Origin of the sequence: Flavobacterium suaedae (assembly GCF_014642915.1) — a bacterium.
Lineage (GTDB): Bacteria > Bacteroidota > Bacteroidia > Flavobacteriales > Flavobacteriaceae > Flavobacterium > Flavobacterium suaedae.
In genome coordinates this window covers 100,317-118,774 of the sequence record NZ_BMJE01000002.1, presented here as the reverse complement: position 1 = coordinate 118,774, position 18,458 = coordinate 100,317, and the positions used below count along the sequence as shown (strand labels likewise).

Here is an 18,458-nt window from a genome sequence, read left to right as displayed (position 1 = left end):
GCTTCAGTAAATACTATGATCGAAACCGATCTTATAAAAGGTTGTCAAAAAAAAGACCGTCGCATTCAGCAGGAGGTTTACAATACCTATGGAGCTAAGGTACTGGGCATTTGCCGCAGGTACATGAAAGACAGGGAGCGTGCCGAAGAAATGGTAATGAATACCTTCCTATCTGTTTTTCAGAAAATAAAACAATATAAAAGTGATGGTAGTTTCGAAGGCTGGATATTAAAAATAGCCGTGAATTGCTGCCTGATGGAATTACGCAAAAAAACAAACTTTAATCAGGAGGTATCACCCGACACCCTACAACTACCCGTTGACGGCAATACCCTAGAAAAGATATACCACGAGGACATTGAAAAAATGCTTGCTATACTTCCTGAAGGTGCCCGTATTATTTTTAATCTATATGCTATAGAAGGCTATAAACATAAAGAAATTGCAAAGCAGCTAGGCATATCCGAAGGCACTTCAAAATCGCAACTTAACTACGCTAAAGAAAAGCTGAAGAAAACTTTTTTTGCAGATTTCACTCCTAAAACAAAAAATCATGTCAAGTAAAATAACAGACAAAGAGCTATATAATCACTTTAGAACCCGTAGTAATACATTGGATGAAAAACCGGGGGATGCGCTTTGGAATTCAATTACTGAGAAAATGGATAGCCAATCTGCATCAAGAGGAAAAGCTAAAATGACTTTTTTAATACTTTTGAGCGTTCTAGGTATTGGAATAATTATTTATATGATAGTTCCGCAGAAATCAAACCATTTACCTCAACCTCACAATTCATCAAAACAGAATGTAGTAATCACCGATACCATCAATAGCTCAAAAACGCATAAAACAGATACAACAGAACCAGAAATTAATACTCAACAAATCACAGAAAAAGAAACATCGGCAAGCATAAGCACATCAAATATTCCTATCAAAAATAAAACTCGAAAAGACACTAATGAAGCTATAGTTTTAAAGCCATTTGCTATACACCTTACTCCGAAAATACAGTTAGACAGCCTGAAAGGAACAGCGTTCCAAACAGCGCTGGATACTGTAAAACCATCGGGTATAAAGGTTGCTACTCAAAAATACAAAGGGCGCATATTAGTTCAGGTAAAAGAAAGAATTACACAAACGCAATTTGACAGCCTTGTAAATACCTCTTTTAAAACATACCAACAGCATTATAATAGTTTGTTAATTGTACGTGCACCGGGGCTTAAACCTTATAGAGAACGTATTACCAAATACACTAAAAAAGCAAGTACAGATACTGTAAAGACAAAATATGTTAGGTTCATGCCTATAAAGAACAAACAAATTGACACTCTTACAGAAAACAAACCACTTATTAAATCGGAAGATAATAAACTTGATATACAACCCTATAGCTTGGATGGTTTTGAAACTTTTCTACAAGATATAAATGAAAATATAGTTTTTCCCGAAAATATACCTGCCGGGGTTTACAAAGTATATACAAACTTTGTAGTAAATACGGATGGTTCAGTATCAGATATTAAAGTTATTAAAAAAGCAGGCTATGGCTTAGATGAAGCTGTAATTAAAGCTGCCGAAAAAGCTAAAGCTAAGTTACAGCCTATAGGAACGGACACGATACCCGATAAACTTAACTTCGTTATTCCAATAACTATAACTATCCAATAACTATAAGATAATCAGATTAAAAAATCACCCTGTTATAAGATACTGATATAAAAAAGCGTTATATTTAAACATCATCAATCAAAAAATCAATCATCATGTTGAAACGCTTTTTTATTATCTGCTCCGGGGCAGATAAAAATCTAATTTATAGTTGCTCTAACGGAGAGCAAAATAAATATGCCGGAATAGGTGCTACAGTATTTTTTACAGCACTTATGGCATGGATAGCTTCAGCTTATGCACTATATGTAGTTTTTGACAGTATGCTGCCTGCTATATTGTTTGGTGCGGTATGGGGTTTACTAATATTCAATCTCGACAGGTTTATAGTCTCTACCATTCGTAAACGGGATAAATTCAGTCAGGAATTACTGCAAGCATCTCCGCGTATAGTGTTAGCTATCATCATAGCTTTGGTAATATCAAAACCATTAGAAATAAAAATATTCGAAAAGGAAATAGATACGGTATTACTAAAAGAAAAAAATGAACTTGCCTTGGCAAATAAAGAGCAAATGGCTAATTACTACGCTACTGATTTTGAAAAAAATCAAGCTGCTATGGATAGCCTGAAAAATGAAATTACAGCAAAGGAAAAAGAAGTTAATGCACTTTACAGCACCTACATAAGCGAAGCAGAAGGCACAAGCGGAACTATGAAGTTGGGAAAAGGTCCTGTATATAAAGAAAAGCGGGAGAAACATGATGCTGCGTTAGCTGAACTGGACTTGCTAAGAAAAAAGAATGAAGCTAAAATAAGTGATAAAGAGAAGGAAGCAGCTACTTTAAAGACTAACTTAGATAAAAAGATAGCAGAAAGTCAACCAATAGTTGATAATTTTGATGGTTTAATGGCAAGAATTAATGCGCTTAATAAGCTACCATTTTTACCCTCATTATTTATAATGCTTTTATTTTTAGCTATCGAAACCTCTCCCATCATTGCAAAACTTTTATCGCCTAAAGGTGAATATGATTTTAAATTGGAAGACAGTGAAACCGCACTAAAAACCAATCTACAGCAGAATAACTATCAGCGTAACTTAATGCGTGATACCGATGCTGCTATTTATGACGATGTATATGGAGAAATAAGAACTGATAAAGAACTATATAACTATAAAAAGCAAAAAGCTATTGAGTTATTAAAACTGCAAAGCGACCGCTTTACAGAAAAACAAAAAGGCGTTATGTAGGGTATTGTATAATACTCTTTAAATATTGTATCTTTATTGTTTATAACAGGACAATTCCGCAATAACATAAAACCTTGAATATCTTTAAATACCGTAAAGTACTTTTCCTATGGAGTGCTTTACTTTGTACACTGTACAGCTTTTCACAAGACACAATTTCTACCGCTGAAATTGAAAAAGTAAAACCTACTATATGGCAAAATCTAAAAAGTGATGCCCTAAACATGTACGGAGGTATTAAGTATGCCTATACACGCCCATTACACTGGGAGAAAAATGATTTTTATACATTGGGGGCTTCAGTAGCGGGCACTGCTATTCTTTTTGCTACAGATCAGGAAACAAGCGACTTTATGAGGAGGCAGCGTGATGACATTCCTCAGGAGATTTCTGATTATGGCTGGGCAATGGGTAGCCCGGGATATAATTATTCTATTACAGGCTCTGTATATATACTGGGGCTGGTTACAAAACAGGAAAAAATAAGAAAAACAGGAGTACTTTTATTTTCCTCAGCTTTAGCGTCAGGTGTTTTGCAAACCATAACTAAAAATATTATCGGGAGATCAAGACCAGATAAAGAACGTGGGCAATATCACTTTACACCTTTTTCTAAAGATGCAGGAGCGCATTCATTCCCTTCAGGTCATGCTATGCTTAGTTTTACTACTGCTTATGCTATAGGTAAACAGTTTAAAAGCCCATGGATTAAAGGTGGCATATATGCTTTAGGACTGGTTACACCGGTATCTCGTGTATGGCAGGGCGCTCATTGGCTTTCTGATGTTACTGTAGGGGTTGGTTTAAGCATTTTAATTGTAGATAGTATAGACCACTACTTACAGCAGAAAGACATTTACAAACCGGAAAAAAAGGTATCTTGGAATCTTCGTTTTGGTACTAATACAATAGGTGTTGTAGGAACTTTTTAAAGTTTAAGTTTCTATTTCAGCTTGTATTTTCTTAGTAAGTGATTTAAATACTAAATCGTAAGAATGGTTTATCAACTCCTTTAAAAATTTAGGAGCAACATCGCTATTATTTATAGTTACTGTATTCCAGTGCTTTTTACTCATGTGGTAGCCCGGTTTTATCCCTTCATATTCTGTACGAAGTTCTAAAGCTCTTTCAGGGTCACACTTTAAATTTACCGAAGGAGTACCTTCTTCCCAGCCTTTTAATGAAGAAAGTGCAAACATTTTTCCGCCTACTTTAAAAACCAGTGTGTCTTCATCAAAAGGAAAGTGCTCTGTGACTCCTTTTTTTGAAAGGCATATTTCATAAAAATCCTGAATGTTCATAGTCTATTTTTTTACCTATAAAACCTTTACTTTCCTATTTCTCCTAAATGGGTAAACTTAAATCCTTTTTCATATTTAAGTCCGTAGCCAAACATTCTGTCCATTCGGGAATGTGCAAAAAGTATGACTCCTATTAGCTGTAATGTTTCGTTTCGGATAAATAAACCGACTATATAGCAAACTATAGCTACAGCTGTATGATGGAAAAAATTATACGACCACGCACCTGCTTTATTACCAAAAACATACCCTAACATTGATAAGTCAGGGGCTAAAATTAAAACTAAAAACCACCACCATTCATAGTTTAGCACACTAAACAAATAGATAGCTAAGCCAAATAAAGCTAACTCCTCAAGTTTAATCAGTGTCTTCATAATAGTTTATATAACAAGGGTTTACTCGGCGAAGCATCATTTTCAAAAGATGCGATTTGCAGGTTTAATAAGTAGCCGCCATCCTTAATAGCATCATCTACATAAATTAACTCTGTAATGGTCGCATTATGCCTTGCCTCTTCATTAAGGTTATCAACATCTTTTACATTCCAAAAAGCCTTATGTGCTAATAGCTTTCCTTCATCTTTTTCTTTATCTACACTTGGTAAGTCTATTAAAAGGTGCACAATACCAATTTCCCGAATATATACAGCAGCTTCTTCTGCTAAATAAGGCGGATTAGTATGACTATAGTTTTTATGCTTTTTTTCTTCTGTGTTTGGCAATGTACGTATAACAAGTGCTTCAGGTGTTTTACCATTAAGCTGTCCTCCAATTTGAACTTTAGTAATAACTAAATCTTCACCCTGTACCTCTGGTTGAACAGAAATTACCTCTGCTAAAAAGAAAAACTGTTTTAGTGCTTTATTTACACTGTAGAAGTTTTTAGTAATATGCCCTAAGCACTCAGTATGCGTGCCATGCCCGTGTGGATTAAAAAAAATATTATTAAAGTTTGTAGTAGAACCTTCGCTTACTTTTCCTACCCAGCCATCTGCTTTTACAGGTTCAATAACGGGCTTATCAATATACCATGCTATAGGGTTACTATCATTAGCTTGTAATGGTAATGATATATCTAAAGGTTGCGATAAGTCGGCAGTATATGTTTTTCCCTTATGGGTTATTTCTGTTCTCATACTTAGAAACTACAATTAGTCCTCCAAATTTATGAAAAACAAATCGCTGGCTATACCATCTGCTAAAAACTTACCTTTTGAAGTTACTTTTAGGTTTCCATTCTCTATTTCCAGCAGTTCTTTTTCAATAAATGTTTCGGACTCTTTAAGTAAGTAGTCAAAATACCCCTTCCCAAAATCTTGCTGTATTTTCTCCAGAGAAACACCCCATATAGTCCGTAGCCCTGTCATTATATACTCATTATATCGGTCTCCTATGGTGAGTTCTTCGCTTTCCAGTGGTAATTTGTTACTTTCTATTGCTTTTAAATAAAGTGTATTGTTTGACACATTCCAACTGCGGGAAACACCATCATAACTATGTGCCGAAGGCCCTATACCAAAATACTTTTTACCTAACCAGTAAGCTGTATTGTTTTTTGAGAAATAACCTTCTTTTCCAAAATTAGAAAGTTCATAATGAATAAAGTTATTTTCTTTGAGTTTGTCAACTAAAATCTGGAAATGCTGTTGTGCCACCTCATCACTGGGTTGTGATATAATCCCTTTTTTAACAAATGTATGTAAAGCTGTTTTAGGTTCCACCGTTAGCGCATAACTGGAAATATGAGGTACATTAAAAGACAGTGCTTTTTCTATATTTTGCTGCCAACGCTCATTACTCATGCCCGGCACTCCGTAAATTAAGTCTATAGATATATTATCAAAGTATTTCGTCGCTTCTTTAAGACACGCCTCTGCCTGATCTGTATTATGCGCACGATTCATTAGTTTTAAATCTTCTTCAAAAAAAGATTGTATACCAATACTCAACCTGTTTATAGGTAACAAAGCTAATTGCTTAATCCGCTGCGCAGATAAATCATCAGGGTTGGCTTCTAAGGTGATTTCAGGATTAGCAATAACGGTGAAATTAGTATAAACAGCATCTATTATACTTTTTATTTCATCATCAGATAGGACAGATGGTGTACCGCCACCAAAATAAATAGTAGCTATTTCCTTATTACCTAATTCGTCTTTACGAAGCTGTATTTCTTTTAAAAGCGCTGCGACAATAGCTTCTCTTTTTTTCATTGATGTAGAGAAATGAAAATCGCAGTAATGGCAAGCCTGTTTACAAAACGGAATATGGATATATATTCCCGCTCCATCTCTCATTAAGTCTTCGTCATTATAACTTTGTCCCATTGCTGCTTTACTTAACCCTGTCGGAATTCTGCTTTACAAAGGCACCCCAACCACTATAACTTTTCCCTGCTATTTTTTTCCCTGAATTAAAATGATGACATACTGCTGCTGCCAAACCATCAGTACTATCAAGGTTTTTAGGAAGCTCACCAATATTTAAAAGTTGCTGCAACATTTTCGCTACCTGTTCTTTACTGGCATTACCGTTACCGGTAATTGCCATTTTTATCTTTTTTGGCTCATATTCAGTAATAGGTATCTGTCGCGATAGTCCTGCTGCCATAGCTACCCCCTGCGCTCTACCGAGTTTGAGCATAGACTGTACATTTTTACCAAAAAATGGGGCTTCAATAGCTATTTCATCAGGATGATACGTTTCTATTAACTCAATAGTACGTTCAAAAATAATACGAAGCTTTACATAGTGATCATCATATTTTTTTAGTTGCAGCTCATTTAATTGCATAAACTGCATTTCTTTTTTAACCACTTTTATTAGACCAAACCCCATTATGGTAGTACCGGGATCTATACCTAGTATTATACGCTCGTTTGCCAAATTGAATTATTTAAGTAATAAAGATTAATACAAAGCTAAGCATTTATAAACTGCTTGTACAGAATACTACTCTATATTGATAACAACAGGTAGTGTAAACTTTGTAGTAACAGGTATTCCTTCTTTCTGAGCAGGTTCTATTTCGGGAAAATTTACTAAACTGCTTTTTATAACTCTGTATACAGCAGTAGTATCATAAGCCGTACTGTCTGTCTCAAACTTAGGTTCAAAATTTAAAGTAGCATCAGGGAATACCGTAACCTCTACTTTTATGGTATCGGCTTCAGCGTATTCTACTATAAGGGTATCTGCTGTTAGCTTTTTCTGTATTAATGCTGCCATAGTAGAAAGAAAGCACTCTTTACGCTCGTTTTTGTCCATTAAGGCATCACATCCCGCTATAGATGGATAACTACTAACTTCCCTTAAATTAATTTCATTAAGGCGCTGCTCCAGTAGTTCCTGTTCATCAGGTGCTTTAGTATCGAACCATTTGCAGGAAACCACACTACAGAACAGCAAAAAAGCTAGCAAATATTTCATTAATAAAAAGATGTTTGAATTCATCATTCAAAAATAAACAAAATAATTAGCTCTATAGCTCATCTGCCTTTTTAACATTCTATCTCTTAAATAGATTAAACGCAAGTAAAAAAAGATGTTTCTGAACTTTAAGTCGGCTTAGATATAATAAGCAGCCAGAATTTATATATTTGAAATCTGAAAAAATTACCCATGAAAATCTTCATATCCATTCTATTATCATTAGCTATATATTTCGTTTATTTCTTTTTCATCTTTTCTTTTACAAAGGAGATAAGAAGAACTTTAGTTAAAAACAAAAGCATCTATTCAACAATCATTTATACGGCGGGGCTTTTTCTTCCGGGCATAATACTATTTTTACTTCTTAAAAATGAAAGGTTTATTTATTACTGGGATTATGCTGCATACTGGGTAAAATCTATAAACTTCACCAAGCTATACTTTGAAAATCCTTTTGCGGCTATAGAGCAAATATATAACACCATTAATCACGATGAATATAACACACTCCCCAACTTATTACTTACTCCTGTAAATAAAATTTTAGGAATGGGCTTTGGTAGTTATGTATTTAGTATCTATTTGATTTATTTTTTACCCTTCGCCCTGATACTTTCTTCTTTAATTATAAAACTATATCCTGATATTAATCGAAGTCTAAAACTATTACTTCCGTATTTTATAATATTCTTTACCCCCTGCCTTATACCTATGCGTTACGGGTTTGTAGATATAGCCGGTTTGGTATACATTGCATTAGTATTATCCATTTTTGTACGCAGTAATTACTTCAGGAGTTTACGTTTTAAACAATCTGTTATAACAGGTATATTAATGCTTTTACTCATCTTCACCCGGAGGTGGTATGCATTTTGGTTTGTAGCATTTTATTTTACTGTATTCTTAATTAACTGTATTTACAGTATTAGAATTAAAAGTTTTACAATACTAAAAAAACACTTGTATAAACTTATTCATTGCAGGGATAATACCAACCGTTATAATGTTAGTTTTCTTTTATCCTTTCTTTGAGATGAGCGTTTTAAAAGATTATAGCGATATATACTCTGCTTACAGGCAATCTTCATTGTTACATCAATTAAATATTACTAATTTATTCTTTGGAAGCTTAATTTTAATAATTTCAGGCTTAGGGCTTGTAAAAGGCATTATAGAGAAAAGAGTTTTTTTCTACTTTCTTTTTATAAGTACCTTTATAATTATAGTTTTATTTACTCGTATTAATGATTTTGGCGGACTTCAGCATTATTACCTATTAGTACCACTTGTTATTATTAGCTTTATAAAAGGTATAATGTTTATATATAAGTATAATAAAATTATTGGTGTAACTTGTTTTTTAGTTCTTTTAGTAAATAATTATTTTGTTTTTGGTTATAACACTCCTGAAAAAAAAGCCCCGCTTTTTTCTTCAATTCAGGGTAAACCTATCTACAGAAGTGATTATTATGAAATTGATAAAATGGCTAATTTAGTAAATGAACTACACGAAAAAGGCATAGGGGTATATTGCCTTGCCAGTAGCGATATTTTAAATAATGATATTCTTAAAAACATAAAACTACCGGATGTTAATAATATTATTTATAAACTTTTGCCTACAGAACACGTAGACAAAAGAGACAGGTTTCCGAATACATTATTTTTAGCAGATTATGTTATTACTACTAACCCGATAGCTTTACATTTAGGAGAAGACAACCAGCAGGTCATAGCCTACTTTAATAACGAAATTTTAAATGGCTTTTTAAAAGACCATTATAGTGTTGTACAAAAATTCCCTCTTAAAGATAACACCACAGCTGTTTTACTTCGTAAAGAAAAAACTATTAGCAATGAAGAAATTGATACTATGAGGGAACATTTTAAAAACCTGTACCCTGAATATCCTAACATGTATAACATTAATACATCTATTACTAAGAGTATAAATATAACAAGAGGGGACGGCTATGGAGAGGTGAGGTTTGAAGGAAGTGAAACACTCTTTTTAATTCCCGGTAATGGCAGGGGAAGTTCTGTTAGCTTTCAAGTAAACGAAAAAGATAAATTTTTAACTTTTACCGCTACGTTTAACAATAAAGACTTAATATCAGAAAACTGTAATCCTGCTAAAGACGGAGAAGTATACCTTACCATATACAAAGACAATATTTTAGACCAAAAATTATATATAACCTATAAAAAGGACACTACAATAACCTTACCTGTTGAAAACTCTAAAATTATTACTTTAAGTGCAGATAAAGGTAAGAACGAAAACTATTGTGACTGGTTTAAATTAACCAACCTACATTTTCACCAGTAATAGAACAAACAGATACAAAATATATATAATCAAAAAAGCCCTCCAATTTAATGGAAAGCTTTTCATTGGTCTAACTACTAAACCTACCGCTCTCGCGGTATAAACAACACAACTAATCTTAAATATTTTTCGGCGAAAAAAGCCTTTCGTTTTTTATTCGAAAGGCTTCCTCATCTTCTTAGTTGCGGTCTGGACGGGACTCGAACCCGCGACCCCATGCGTGACAGGCATGTATTCTAACCAACTGAACTACCAGACCATTGCTGTATTGCGGTTGCAAATATACCACTGTTTTTCAATTCTCCAAACGTTTTGGTAATAAAAATTTAAAAAAAATCACACCGTATCAACCAAACTTTTGTTTTTCAACAAGATAAGTGGTTAAAATTTTTTCAAATTTTTCTTCTACCGAAACAGGAACATATTTAATTTTATACTGAATACAAGTTTCTTCTATATTTTTAAAATATTTGCTAACGCTCTTTTCGTACTCTTCTTTTACATTTTCAGCAAATAAATTAATCTGTTCTCCTGTTTCTACATCAATAAACTTTCTTGGAGTACTGTCAAAATCGAAATTAAACTCTGTTTTTTTATCTACTACATGAAAAAGCACTACTTTATGCTTATTGTGTTTTAAATGCTGTAAGGCATTAAACAGGTCAGAATTCTCCCCCAGCTGAAACATATCAGTAAAAAGCACTATCATAGACCTGCGGTGCATTTTCTGGGCTATCTGATGCAGTAACGCTGCTGTATCAGTCTGTTTTGCTTCTTTTGGTTCTTTTAGAATACTCTCCAGCTTATCAAGCAACATTCTATGGTGCCTTCCGCTACCCTTTTCAGGCGCGTAGAACTCATAACTATCCGAATAGACACTCAACCCTACCGCATCGCGTTGTCGCTTCAGTAAATCCATTAAAACCGCCGAAGCTAAAACTGAGAAACCTATTTTATTTTCGTAAAACGGCTGATTGGTTTTTAATTTAGGGTAATGCATGGAGGAAGAGTTGTCCAGAATAATATGACAACGCATATTGGTTTCCTCTTCAAAGCGCTTAGTATATAATCTGTCTGTCCTTGCAAAAAGCTTCCAGTCTATATGGCGGGTACTCTCACCTTGGTTGTATACTTTGTGCTCAGCAAACTCCGATGAAAAGCCATGAAACGGACTTTTATGCATACCTGAAATAAAACCTTCAACCACTTCATTGGCTAAAAGTTCAAGATTTGAAAAAGATGATATTTTTTGTAGTTGATTTTCTAACTTCATATACCCAAATATAAACATTATTATATAGCAATAAAGCCCTGTAATGTTACAGGGCTTTAAAACTTTCTTGGTAAAAAATATTTAGTATAGTTTTTTTAGGCTTGAAGCTGTAAAATCATGCTGCTCCTCAAATCTTTTTTCTTTTACTTTTTTAACCCATTCAGGGTCTTGTAATAAAGCTCTCCCTATTGCCACTAAATCAAAATCTCCTCTTTCATATCTTCGTAAAAGTTCAGACATATCTGCCTTTTCTGCTCCTGCCCCTTCAGTAAAAGCTTTGGTAAATTCACCGGAAAGCCCTACAGAACCTACTGTTATAGTTGGCAAACCGGTAACTTTTTTAAGCCAGCCTGCAAAGTTCAAGTCACTTCCTTCAAACTCCGGTTCCCAATAACGTCTTTGCGATCCGTGGAAAATATCAACTCCTGCTTCAGCCAAAGGAAGTATCCAGTCTTCAAACTCTTTTGGTGTGCTTGCCAGTTTAGCCGTGTAGTCCTGTTGTTTCCATTGTGAAAGACGCAATAAAATAACAAAATCAGGCCCCACAGCTTCACGCATGGCTTTAATTACATCAATAGCAAACTTACTACGCTCTTTTATTGTTTTGCCTCCATACTCATCTGTACGGTTGTTAGTTTGCTGCCAAAAAAACTGGTCTATAAGATACCCGTGTGCCCCATGGATTTCTAAAGCATCAAAGCCCATATCCTTAGCTGATTTTGCTGCTTTAGCATATGCCGCAATAGTATCTTCAATATCTTTTATGCTCATCGTGTCAGGACTTTCTAAAGGGGCATCAGGAAGCCATTCTCCTGCACGGGTATTACCAACATGCCATATCTGTGGGGCTATTACCCCGTTTTGAGCATGAACATCCTGTACAACTTTTTTCCAGCCGTTTAAAGCTTCATCTCCATAAAAATTTGGAATGTCTTTTACGTTTTTAGATGCAGGTCGGTCTATAACCGTGCCTTCGGTAAGTATTAACCCTACTTCTCCTGCTGCACGACGAGAGTAATAATCGGCTATTTGCTGATTAGGAATCCCATCTGTTGCAAAAGCACGTGTCATCGGTGCCATTACAAAACGGTTTTTAAGGGTTAGGTTTTTATATTGGAACGGTTCAAATAGTGGGTCGAAATTCATTTTACTTTTTTATTTAATGAGTTTTTTCAAAAATATTCTGCAAAGAAACAAACAATAGTTTACTTTTGTAACTAATAATAGTATAAAGTGGTAACCAATAAGTAACCAGTAATGAAAAAAGATGTTTTTAGATATAGTGACTGCCCTATGCATCGCTCCATGGCTGTAATAGGGACTAAATGGAAACCCATAGTTATTTACGTATTACGTGAGCGTACTGCACGCTTTGGGCAAATACACGCAGCTATAGATTCTATTTCAAAAAAAGTACTTACATCAACATTAAAGGAACTTGAGAGTGACGGAATTATTGAAAGAAAGGAATATAAAGAGTTACCCCCAAGAGTAGAGTATAAACTCAGCGAAAAGGGAAAATCATTATTACCTATTATTATACAACTGGCAAAATGGGATAAAGAACATAATTGTCCTGAAAAAGAAAGTTTACAAAACGCATAGATATAAAAAAGCCTGATAATTCTATCAGGCTTTTTTATATTCGTTTTTTACTTTGTTACAGTAAAGCATCAATAGCATCAGTATAGGTTTGCTTAGGTGCAACACCTACTTGTCTACCTACTACTTCTCCTTTTTGGAAAACTAATACTGTAGGGATATTTCTAATTCCGTATTTAGCAGCAAATTCCTGGTTAGCATCTACATCAACTTTACCAACTACTGCTTTACCGTCATACTCTTTACTGATTTCTTCAACAATTGGTCCTACCATACGACATGGTCCACACCATTCTGCCCAAAAATCTACTAGTACCGGTTTATCTGAATTTAATACTACTTCTTCAAATGTAGCATCTGTTATTTCTTGTGCCATATTAAATATATCTTAGTTATAATTAATTATTTACAAAATTAGGCATTAAAATCTAATCTAATCGTTAAAGATATATTAGATTTAACTATACAAACATAAATAAAAATTATTAAGAATTTTAATTCAATTTGAAATTTACCTGAAGCTTTTCCAGCTCATACAGCAACTCATTGGATATGTTAATTTTTAGTTTTCTGCTAGGCATTGTTAACTTAGTTTTCACTTTTACATCTTCCACATCAGTCATTACTGTTTCTGTAACCTCTGTTTCTTCGCTTGGGTCTCCATATTCAGCAGCAGGCTCGTTTAGCATATTAGTCATAGCTACTTGCTTAGTAATTTTTTCCAATTCCATAACTTCAAACATTACACTATGCTCACCTTTATTAACCTTAAATAACTGCTTTAATCGTTCTACTACATTTTCTTTTAAATCACTTACACTAAACTGTATAACCAGCTTTTTAGCAAAAGTTGTTAATACGTCCTGTAAATACTGTATGGCTAAAAACTGTATTCTTGGTTCTCCTCTTCTGCCTTCCTGATTTACCCATCCTTCACGAACCATAACTTTTATATAAGTATAGTTATTATCTACTAAAAAGTGTCTAAACTTCAAATATTCCTCTCCGAAAATTCTGAATTCGTGGCTCTCATCATACCCTTCCAGTACGAAAGAAGCCCAACCTTTTCCGTTTTTAGCCACTCTATGCTGAACATTACTTATAATACCGCCGAAACTCAGGTTTCTGTTAACATGTTGTTCTAGGTTTTTAAGAGCTTCTAAATTAGAATTGCAGAAATATTTCATTTGGAATTTATAATCATCCAACGGGTGCCCTGATATATAAATACCTACTACCTCTTTTTCTTTTGCAAGTTTCTCCATAGTACTCCATTCTTCACATGGGGGTACTACAGGTTCAGGTATTTGAACATCACTCGCCTCACCAAATAAACTCACCTGAGAAGAATTCTCGTTTTCCTGATATTTAGCACCATAACGCATTGCTTTCTCTAAGAAAGTCATATTCTCTCCATCATTGTGGAAATACTGGGCACGGTGTGTATCAGTAAAACAATCAAAACCGCCTGCTAAAGCTAAATTTTCGAATGCTTTTTTATTAGCTGCACGCAAATCAATACGCTTTGCTAAATCAAATATTGATTTATATTTTTCTTTTTCCCGGTTCTCTACAATAGTTTTTACCGCCCCGGAACCTACTCCTTTTATAGCTCCCATACCAAAACGTACTGCATTTTGGTCGTTTACTGTAAACTTATAGAATGATTCATTTACATCAGGTCCTAAAACCTGTAACCCCATACGCCTACATTCTTCCATAAAGAAAGTAACCTGCTTAATATCATTCATGTTGTTACTAAGCACAGCAGCCATATATTCTGCTGGGTAGTGTGCTTTCAAATATGCTGTTTGGTATGCCACCCATGCATAACATGTAGAGTGTGACTTATTAAATGCATAACTCGCAAAGGCTTCCCAGTCTTTCCATATTTTTTCCAGTATCGTAGGGTCATGTCCTTTTTCTGCTGCCTGCTCAATGAATTTTGGTTTCATTTTGTCAAGAACAGCTTTTTGCTTTTTACCCATCGCCTTACGGAGCACATCGGCCTCACCTTTAGTAAAGCCTGCCAGCTTTTGCGATAAAAGCATCACCTGCTCTTGGTAAACCGTAATACCGTATGTTTCTTTAAGGTATTCTTCACAAGCATCTAAATCATAAGCTATTTCTTCTTCCCCATTTTTCCTACGAATAAAACTTGGTATATATTCAAGTGGTCCCGGTCTATACAAAGCATTCATCGCAATAAGGTCAGCAAAAACAGTAGGTTTTAATTCCTTCATATATTTTTGCATCCCCGGAGATTCATACTGGAATATACCTACCGTTTCCCCTCTTTGGAAAAGTTCATATGTCTTTTCGTCATCAATAGGGAAATTATCAGGATCTAAATCTATTCCTCTTTTATACTTAACCAGTTTAACAGTATCCTTAATAAGGGTAAGTGTTTTAAGCCCTAAGAAGTCCATTTTTAATAACCCTGCACTTTCTACTACCGAGTTATCAAACTGTGTTACGTATAAATCAGAATCTTTAGCTACAGATACAGGTACAAAGTTGGTAATATCATCAGGGGTAATTATAACCCCACAAGCATGAATACCTGTATTACGTAATGAACCTTCAAGTACTTTTGCCTGCTGTATCGTTTCTGCTTCTAAACCATCTCCTTCGGACATGTTTAATAGTTCCTGTACCTTTTCAAATTCTTCTGAACGTAGAGCGCCACGCAAAGAAGCAGTATCAAAGTTGAATATCTTAGCTAACTTCATGTTAGGTATAAGCTTAGCTATCTTATCTGCCTCAAATAGTGGTAAATCCAGTACACGAGCTGTATCCCGTATAGATGATTTAGCAGCCATAGTACCATAAGTAATAATTTGCGCTACCTGATTTGCCCCATATTTTTCAATTACATAGTCCATTACTCGGCTACGCCCTTCATCATCAAAGTCAATATCAATATCAGGCATCGACACACGGTCAGGGTTTAGGAAACGCTCAAACAGCAAATCGTAAGCTATTGGGTCTATATTAGTAATACCTAAACAATATGCTACTGCTGAACCTGCTGCCGAACCACGACCCGGCCCAACCGAAACTCCAAGGTTTCGAGCTTCAGCAATAAAATCCTGCACAATTAGGAAATACCCGGGATAACCTGTGTTTTCTATAGTTTGAAGCTCAAAATCTAAACGTTCACTTATTTCGGGAGTTATTTCTCCATAACGTTTTTTAGCACCTTCATAAGTAAGGTGTCTTAAAAATTTATTTTCTCCTCGTTTGCCCCCATCTTCATTATCCTCAGCAACTAAAAATTCTTCAGGTATAGTAAACTTAGGCAGCAGTACATCTCTATATAAAGAGAATACCTCTATTTTATCTACTATCTCCTGTATATTAATTATAGCTTCGGGTAAATCTTCAAAAAGATTTTTCATTTCATCACCCGACTTAAAGTAATACTCATTATTTGGCAACCCATAACGAAATCCCCTACCCCTACCTTTAGGTGTAGCTAGTTTTTCACCATCTTTTACACACAATAAAATATCATGGGCATGAGCATCATCTTTATTTATATAATAGGTGTTATTAGTAGCTATTAATTTTACATCGTGCTTTCTTGCAAGTTTTATAAGAGATACATTAACCCTATCTTCATCTTCCTGACCATGACGCATAAGCTCTATATAGAAATCTTCTCCAAAAGTTTCTTTCCACCATAGTAGCGCTTCTTCAGCTTGATTTTCTCCTATGTTTAATACTTTACTGGGTATTTCTCCATATAGGTTACCCGAAAGCACAATTACATCTTCTTTATATTTTTCTATAACATGCTTATCAATCCTTGGTACATAGTAAAACCCTTCTGTGTAAGCAATAGAAGACATTTTAGCCAAATTATGATAACCTTTTTTATTCTTTGCCAGTAATACTACCTGGTAGCCATTATCTTTTCGAGATTTATCAGTATGATTCTCACAAACAAAAAATTCACAACCAACAATAGGCTTCATAATTACCTCTTGCGGTTCCTCTCCATTCTCTATAGCTTCTTTGTTTTTCTCTTCTGCTTCTTTATTATGATTAAGAACATTACTTACAAACTGAAAAGCCCCCATCATGTTAGCATGATCCGTCATAGCTACAGCAGGCATTTTATATTTTGCAGCTGTTTTTACCAATTGAGGAACTGCTATTGTGGACTGTAGTACCGAAAACTGAGTATGATTATGTAAATGAGCGAAACTAACCTCTTTAAGTTCTTCTTTCTCTTCTTCCGTAGGAACATTTACATCATCATCCTGATTTAACTTTTGTAAACGTTTTCTAATAGCATCAGAAGCCGCCTTTAAGTTAATATGCTTAAGCCCTATTAACTGTATAGGTTGAGGGTTCTCTTCTCTAAACTCTGTAAAGTAACCCGGTTCTACATCAAGTTCTTCACGAGTATAAACTTCTTTTCTTATAAGTTCAAGAAAACAGCGTGTAGTAGCTTCAACATCGGCAGTCGCATTGTGCGCTTCTGCAAAAGGCTCTCCAAAAAGATATTCATGAAGTTCAGTAAGTGTAGGTAACTTAAACTTACCTCCACGACCTCCGGGTAAACGGAGTAACTCAGCTGTAACCTCTGTACAGGTATCCAATACCCTTTTTGATGCAAGCGGAGATTCTACATCATGTCTGTAAAATTCACAGCCCATTATATTAACATCAAAACCTACATTTTGCCCTACTATAAACTTTGATTTGGCTATTGCAGCATTAAACTTAGCCAGTACCTCCTGCAATGGCACACCTTCTTCCTGTGCAAGCTCAGTAGAAATACCGTGTATCCTTTCAGAGTCATATGGTATATTAAAGCCTTCAGGTTTTATTAAATAATCCTGATGCTCTATAAGATTGCCCATTTCATCATGCAATTGCCATGCAATCTGTATACAGCGAGGCCAGTTTTCAGTATCAGTAATTGGTGCATCCCAACGCTTGGGTAATCCAGTCGTTTCAGTATCAAATATCAAGTACATAACAAGCTTAGGGTTTGGAAATTATAAAGAATTACAACTACACATAGTCTAGCTACAAAAATACATTTTTTACAAGTAATAAAGTTATCAAAATAAAAAAGCCTTGCATGTGCAAGGCTTTTTTATTTATGTTTTATTCGTATATATTAAGGAGTAGTCTCTACTATAGGCACTTTATAAAAGAAACCTCTCTGAAAGTTCACTGTGTTATTTAAACTATTGACAGCATTAAATCGAAAAGTTCCAGAAATATACCCTTGTTCAAAATTTGTCTCTCCCGGTTTATCACTTATTTCTATAAGCCCATCACCTATACCTGTGCCTGTTTGATATTGTAAAGAAACACCATCAGCTTCCAGAGAATAAGTTGCCTTATTAATATCATCAACCCCTAATTCGTATGATGAACCCGGAGTATAATCACTTGTTCTTAAAACAACAGTTTCAAAACCATTGTCAGCCTCAATAGTTAACACATTACCATTTGATATTCTAGCACTATATTCTATTGCCTTCCACAACTCGTTATCTTTAATCCCTTGAACTGCGGGAGTATTAAACTTTATATCTTCTTCGCAAGAGCTAAAAATGGTCAACAACACTATAAGTGATAACAGTTTTTTCATCATTATATATAATTAGAAAAAGGTAAATCAA

Annotated in this window: 18 protein-coding genes and 1 tRNA gene; 7 read left to right on the top strand and 12 right to left on the bottom strand. The window is 34.7% G+C overall.

Going from position 1 to position 18,458, the window contains the following annotated elements:
• Positions 1-15 precede the first annotated feature (15 nt).
• The 4 genes from IEW45_RS03560 to IEW45_RS03545 all read left to right on the top strand — a co-directional run bounded on the left by IEW45_RS03560 (position 16) and on the right by IEW45_RS03545 (position 3,803).
• The gene (locus tag IEW45_RS03560; protein ID WP_188619866.1) at positions 16-564 is read left to right on the top strand and encodes an RNA polymerase sigma factor; all 549 of its coding nucleotides are present in this window, start codon (positions 16-18) and stop codon (positions 562-564) included.
• The gene (locus IEW45_RS03555) at positions 554-1,675 is read left to right on the top strand and encodes an energy transducer TonB (RefSeq protein WP_188619865.1); all 1,122 of its coding nucleotides are present in this window, start codon (positions 554-556) and stop codon (positions 1,673-1,675) included. The genes IEW45_RS03560 and IEW45_RS03555 overlap by 11 nt, the downstream gene beginning before the upstream one ends.
• Before the next feature lie 95 nt (positions 1,676-1,770).
• On the top strand, positions 1,771-2,871 hold the full coding sequence (locus IEW45_RS03550; protein ID WP_188619864.1) for a DUF4407 domain-containing protein: 1,101 nt from the start codon (positions 1,771-1,773) through the stop codon (positions 2,869-2,871).
• Positions 2,872-2,945: 74 nt separating this feature from the next.
• Positions 2,946-3,803: a phosphatase PAP2 family protein gene (locus IEW45_RS03545; protein WP_229665885.1), complete on the top strand. Its 858-nt coding sequence runs from the start codon at positions 2,946-2,948 to the stop codon at positions 3,801-3,803.
• A 3-nt stretch (positions 3,804-3,806) separates the two neighbouring features.
• Here IEW45_RS03545 and IEW45_RS03540 read toward each other — a convergent pair whose 3' ends face one another.
• The 6 genes from IEW45_RS03540 to IEW45_RS03515 all read right to left on the bottom strand — a co-directional run bounded on the left by IEW45_RS03540 (position 3,807) and on the right by IEW45_RS03515 (position 7,603).
• Entirely contained in the window at positions 3,807-4,172 is a 366-nt protein-coding gene (locus IEW45_RS03540) for an MmcQ/YjbR family DNA-binding protein (protein ID WP_188619863.1), read from the bottom strand.
• 26 nt (positions 4,173-4,198) lie between these two features.
• A complete protein-coding gene (locus IEW45_RS03535; protein ID WP_188619862.1) occupies positions 4,199-4,549 on the bottom strand; it encodes a DUF4260 domain-containing protein in 351 nt (116 codons plus the stop codon).
• Positions 4,546-5,310 (bottom strand): cyclase family protein, encoded by a 765-nt coding sequence (locus tag IEW45_RS03530; protein ID WP_188619861.1) that lies wholly within the window; start codon positions 5,308-5,310, stop codon positions 4,546-4,548. The genes IEW45_RS03535 and IEW45_RS03530 overlap by 4 nt, the downstream gene beginning before the upstream one ends.
• Before the next feature lie 15 nt (positions 5,311-5,325).
• A complete protein-coding gene (hemW, locus tag IEW45_RS03525) occupies positions 5,326-6,501 on the bottom strand; it encodes a radical SAM family heme chaperone HemW (RefSeq protein ID WP_229665884.1) in 1,176 nt (391 codons plus the stop codon).
• A gap of 7 nt (positions 6,502-6,508) precedes the next feature.
• Entirely contained in the window at positions 6,509-7,060 is a 552-nt protein-coding gene (gene ruvC / locus IEW45_RS03520) for a crossover junction endodeoxyribonuclease RuvC (RefSeq protein ID WP_188619860.1), read from the bottom strand.
• Between the two features lie 66 nt (positions 7,061-7,126).
• The gene (locus IEW45_RS03515) at positions 7,127-7,603 is read right to left on the bottom strand and encodes a hypothetical protein (protein WP_188619859.1); all 477 of its coding nucleotides are present in this window, start codon (positions 7,601-7,603) and stop codon (positions 7,127-7,129) included.
• Positions 7,604-7,795: 192 nt separating this feature from the next.
• Here IEW45_RS03515 and IEW45_RS03510 point away from each other — a divergent pair, with 192 nt between their 5' ends.
• Both IEW45_RS03510 and IEW45_RS03505 read left to right on the top strand, forming a co-directional pair.
• Positions 7,796-8,638 carry a hypothetical protein gene (locus IEW45_RS03510; RefSeq protein ID WP_188619858.1) on the top strand — a complete coding sequence of 281 codons (843 nt, stop codon included), beginning with the start codon at positions 7,796-7,798 and terminating at the stop codon, positions 8,636-8,638.
• Position 8,639: 1 nt separating this feature from the next.
• Entirely contained in the window at positions 8,640-9,935 is a 1,296-nt protein-coding gene (locus IEW45_RS03505; RefSeq protein ID WP_188619857.1) for a hypothetical protein, read from the top strand.
• 185 nt (positions 9,936-10,120) lie between these two features.
• Here the strand turns inward: IEW45_RS03505 and IEW45_RS03500 are convergent.
• The 3 genes from IEW45_RS03500 to IEW45_RS03490 all read right to left on the bottom strand — a co-directional run bounded on the left by IEW45_RS03500 (position 10,121) and on the right by IEW45_RS03490 (position 12,354).
• Positions 10,121-10,194: transfer RNA gene (locus IEW45_RS03500), tRNA-Asp, on the bottom strand.
• 87 nt (positions 10,195-10,281) lie between these two features.
• Positions 10,282-11,208, bottom strand: a complete 927-nt coding sequence (locus IEW45_RS03495) for a DUF58 domain-containing protein (protein ID WP_188619856.1) — start codon at positions 11,206-11,208, stop codon at positions 10,282-10,284.
• Positions 11,209-11,289: 81 nt separating this feature from the next.
• Complete coding sequence (locus tag IEW45_RS03490; protein ID WP_188619855.1) at positions 11,290-12,354, bottom strand: NADH:flavin oxidoreductase; 1,065 nt, start codon at positions 12,352-12,354, stop codon at positions 11,290-11,292.
• Positions 12,355-12,465: 111 nt separating this feature from the next.
• On the opposite strand from IEW45_RS03490, the gene IEW45_RS03485 reads away from it, so the two are divergent.
• On the top strand, positions 12,466-12,813 hold the full coding sequence (locus IEW45_RS03485; protein ID WP_229665883.1) for a winged helix-turn-helix transcriptional regulator: 348 nt from the start codon (positions 12,466-12,468) through the stop codon (positions 12,811-12,813).
• A gap of 55 nt (positions 12,814-12,868) precedes the next feature.
• Here the strand turns inward: IEW45_RS03485 and trxA are convergent, their stop codons facing one another.
• The 3 genes from trxA to IEW45_RS03470 form a co-directional block, all read right to left on the bottom strand.
• On the bottom strand, positions 12,869-13,186 hold the full coding sequence (gene trxA, locus IEW45_RS03480) for a thioredoxin (protein WP_188619854.1): 318 nt from the start codon (positions 13,184-13,186) through the stop codon (positions 12,869-12,871).
• Positions 13,187-13,304: 118 nt separating this feature from the next.
• Positions 13,305-17,801, bottom strand: coding sequence for a DNA polymerase III subunit alpha (gene dnaE, locus IEW45_RS03475; RefSeq protein WP_188619853.1), 4,497 nt, complete (start codon positions 17,799-17,801; stop codon positions 13,305-13,307).
• 146 nt (positions 17,802-17,947) lie between these two features.
• Entirely contained in the window at positions 17,948-18,430 is a 483-nt protein-coding gene (locus IEW45_RS03470) for a DUF6252 domain-containing protein (protein WP_188619852.1), read from the bottom strand.
• Between the last annotated feature and the right edge of the window lie 28 nt (positions 18,431-18,458).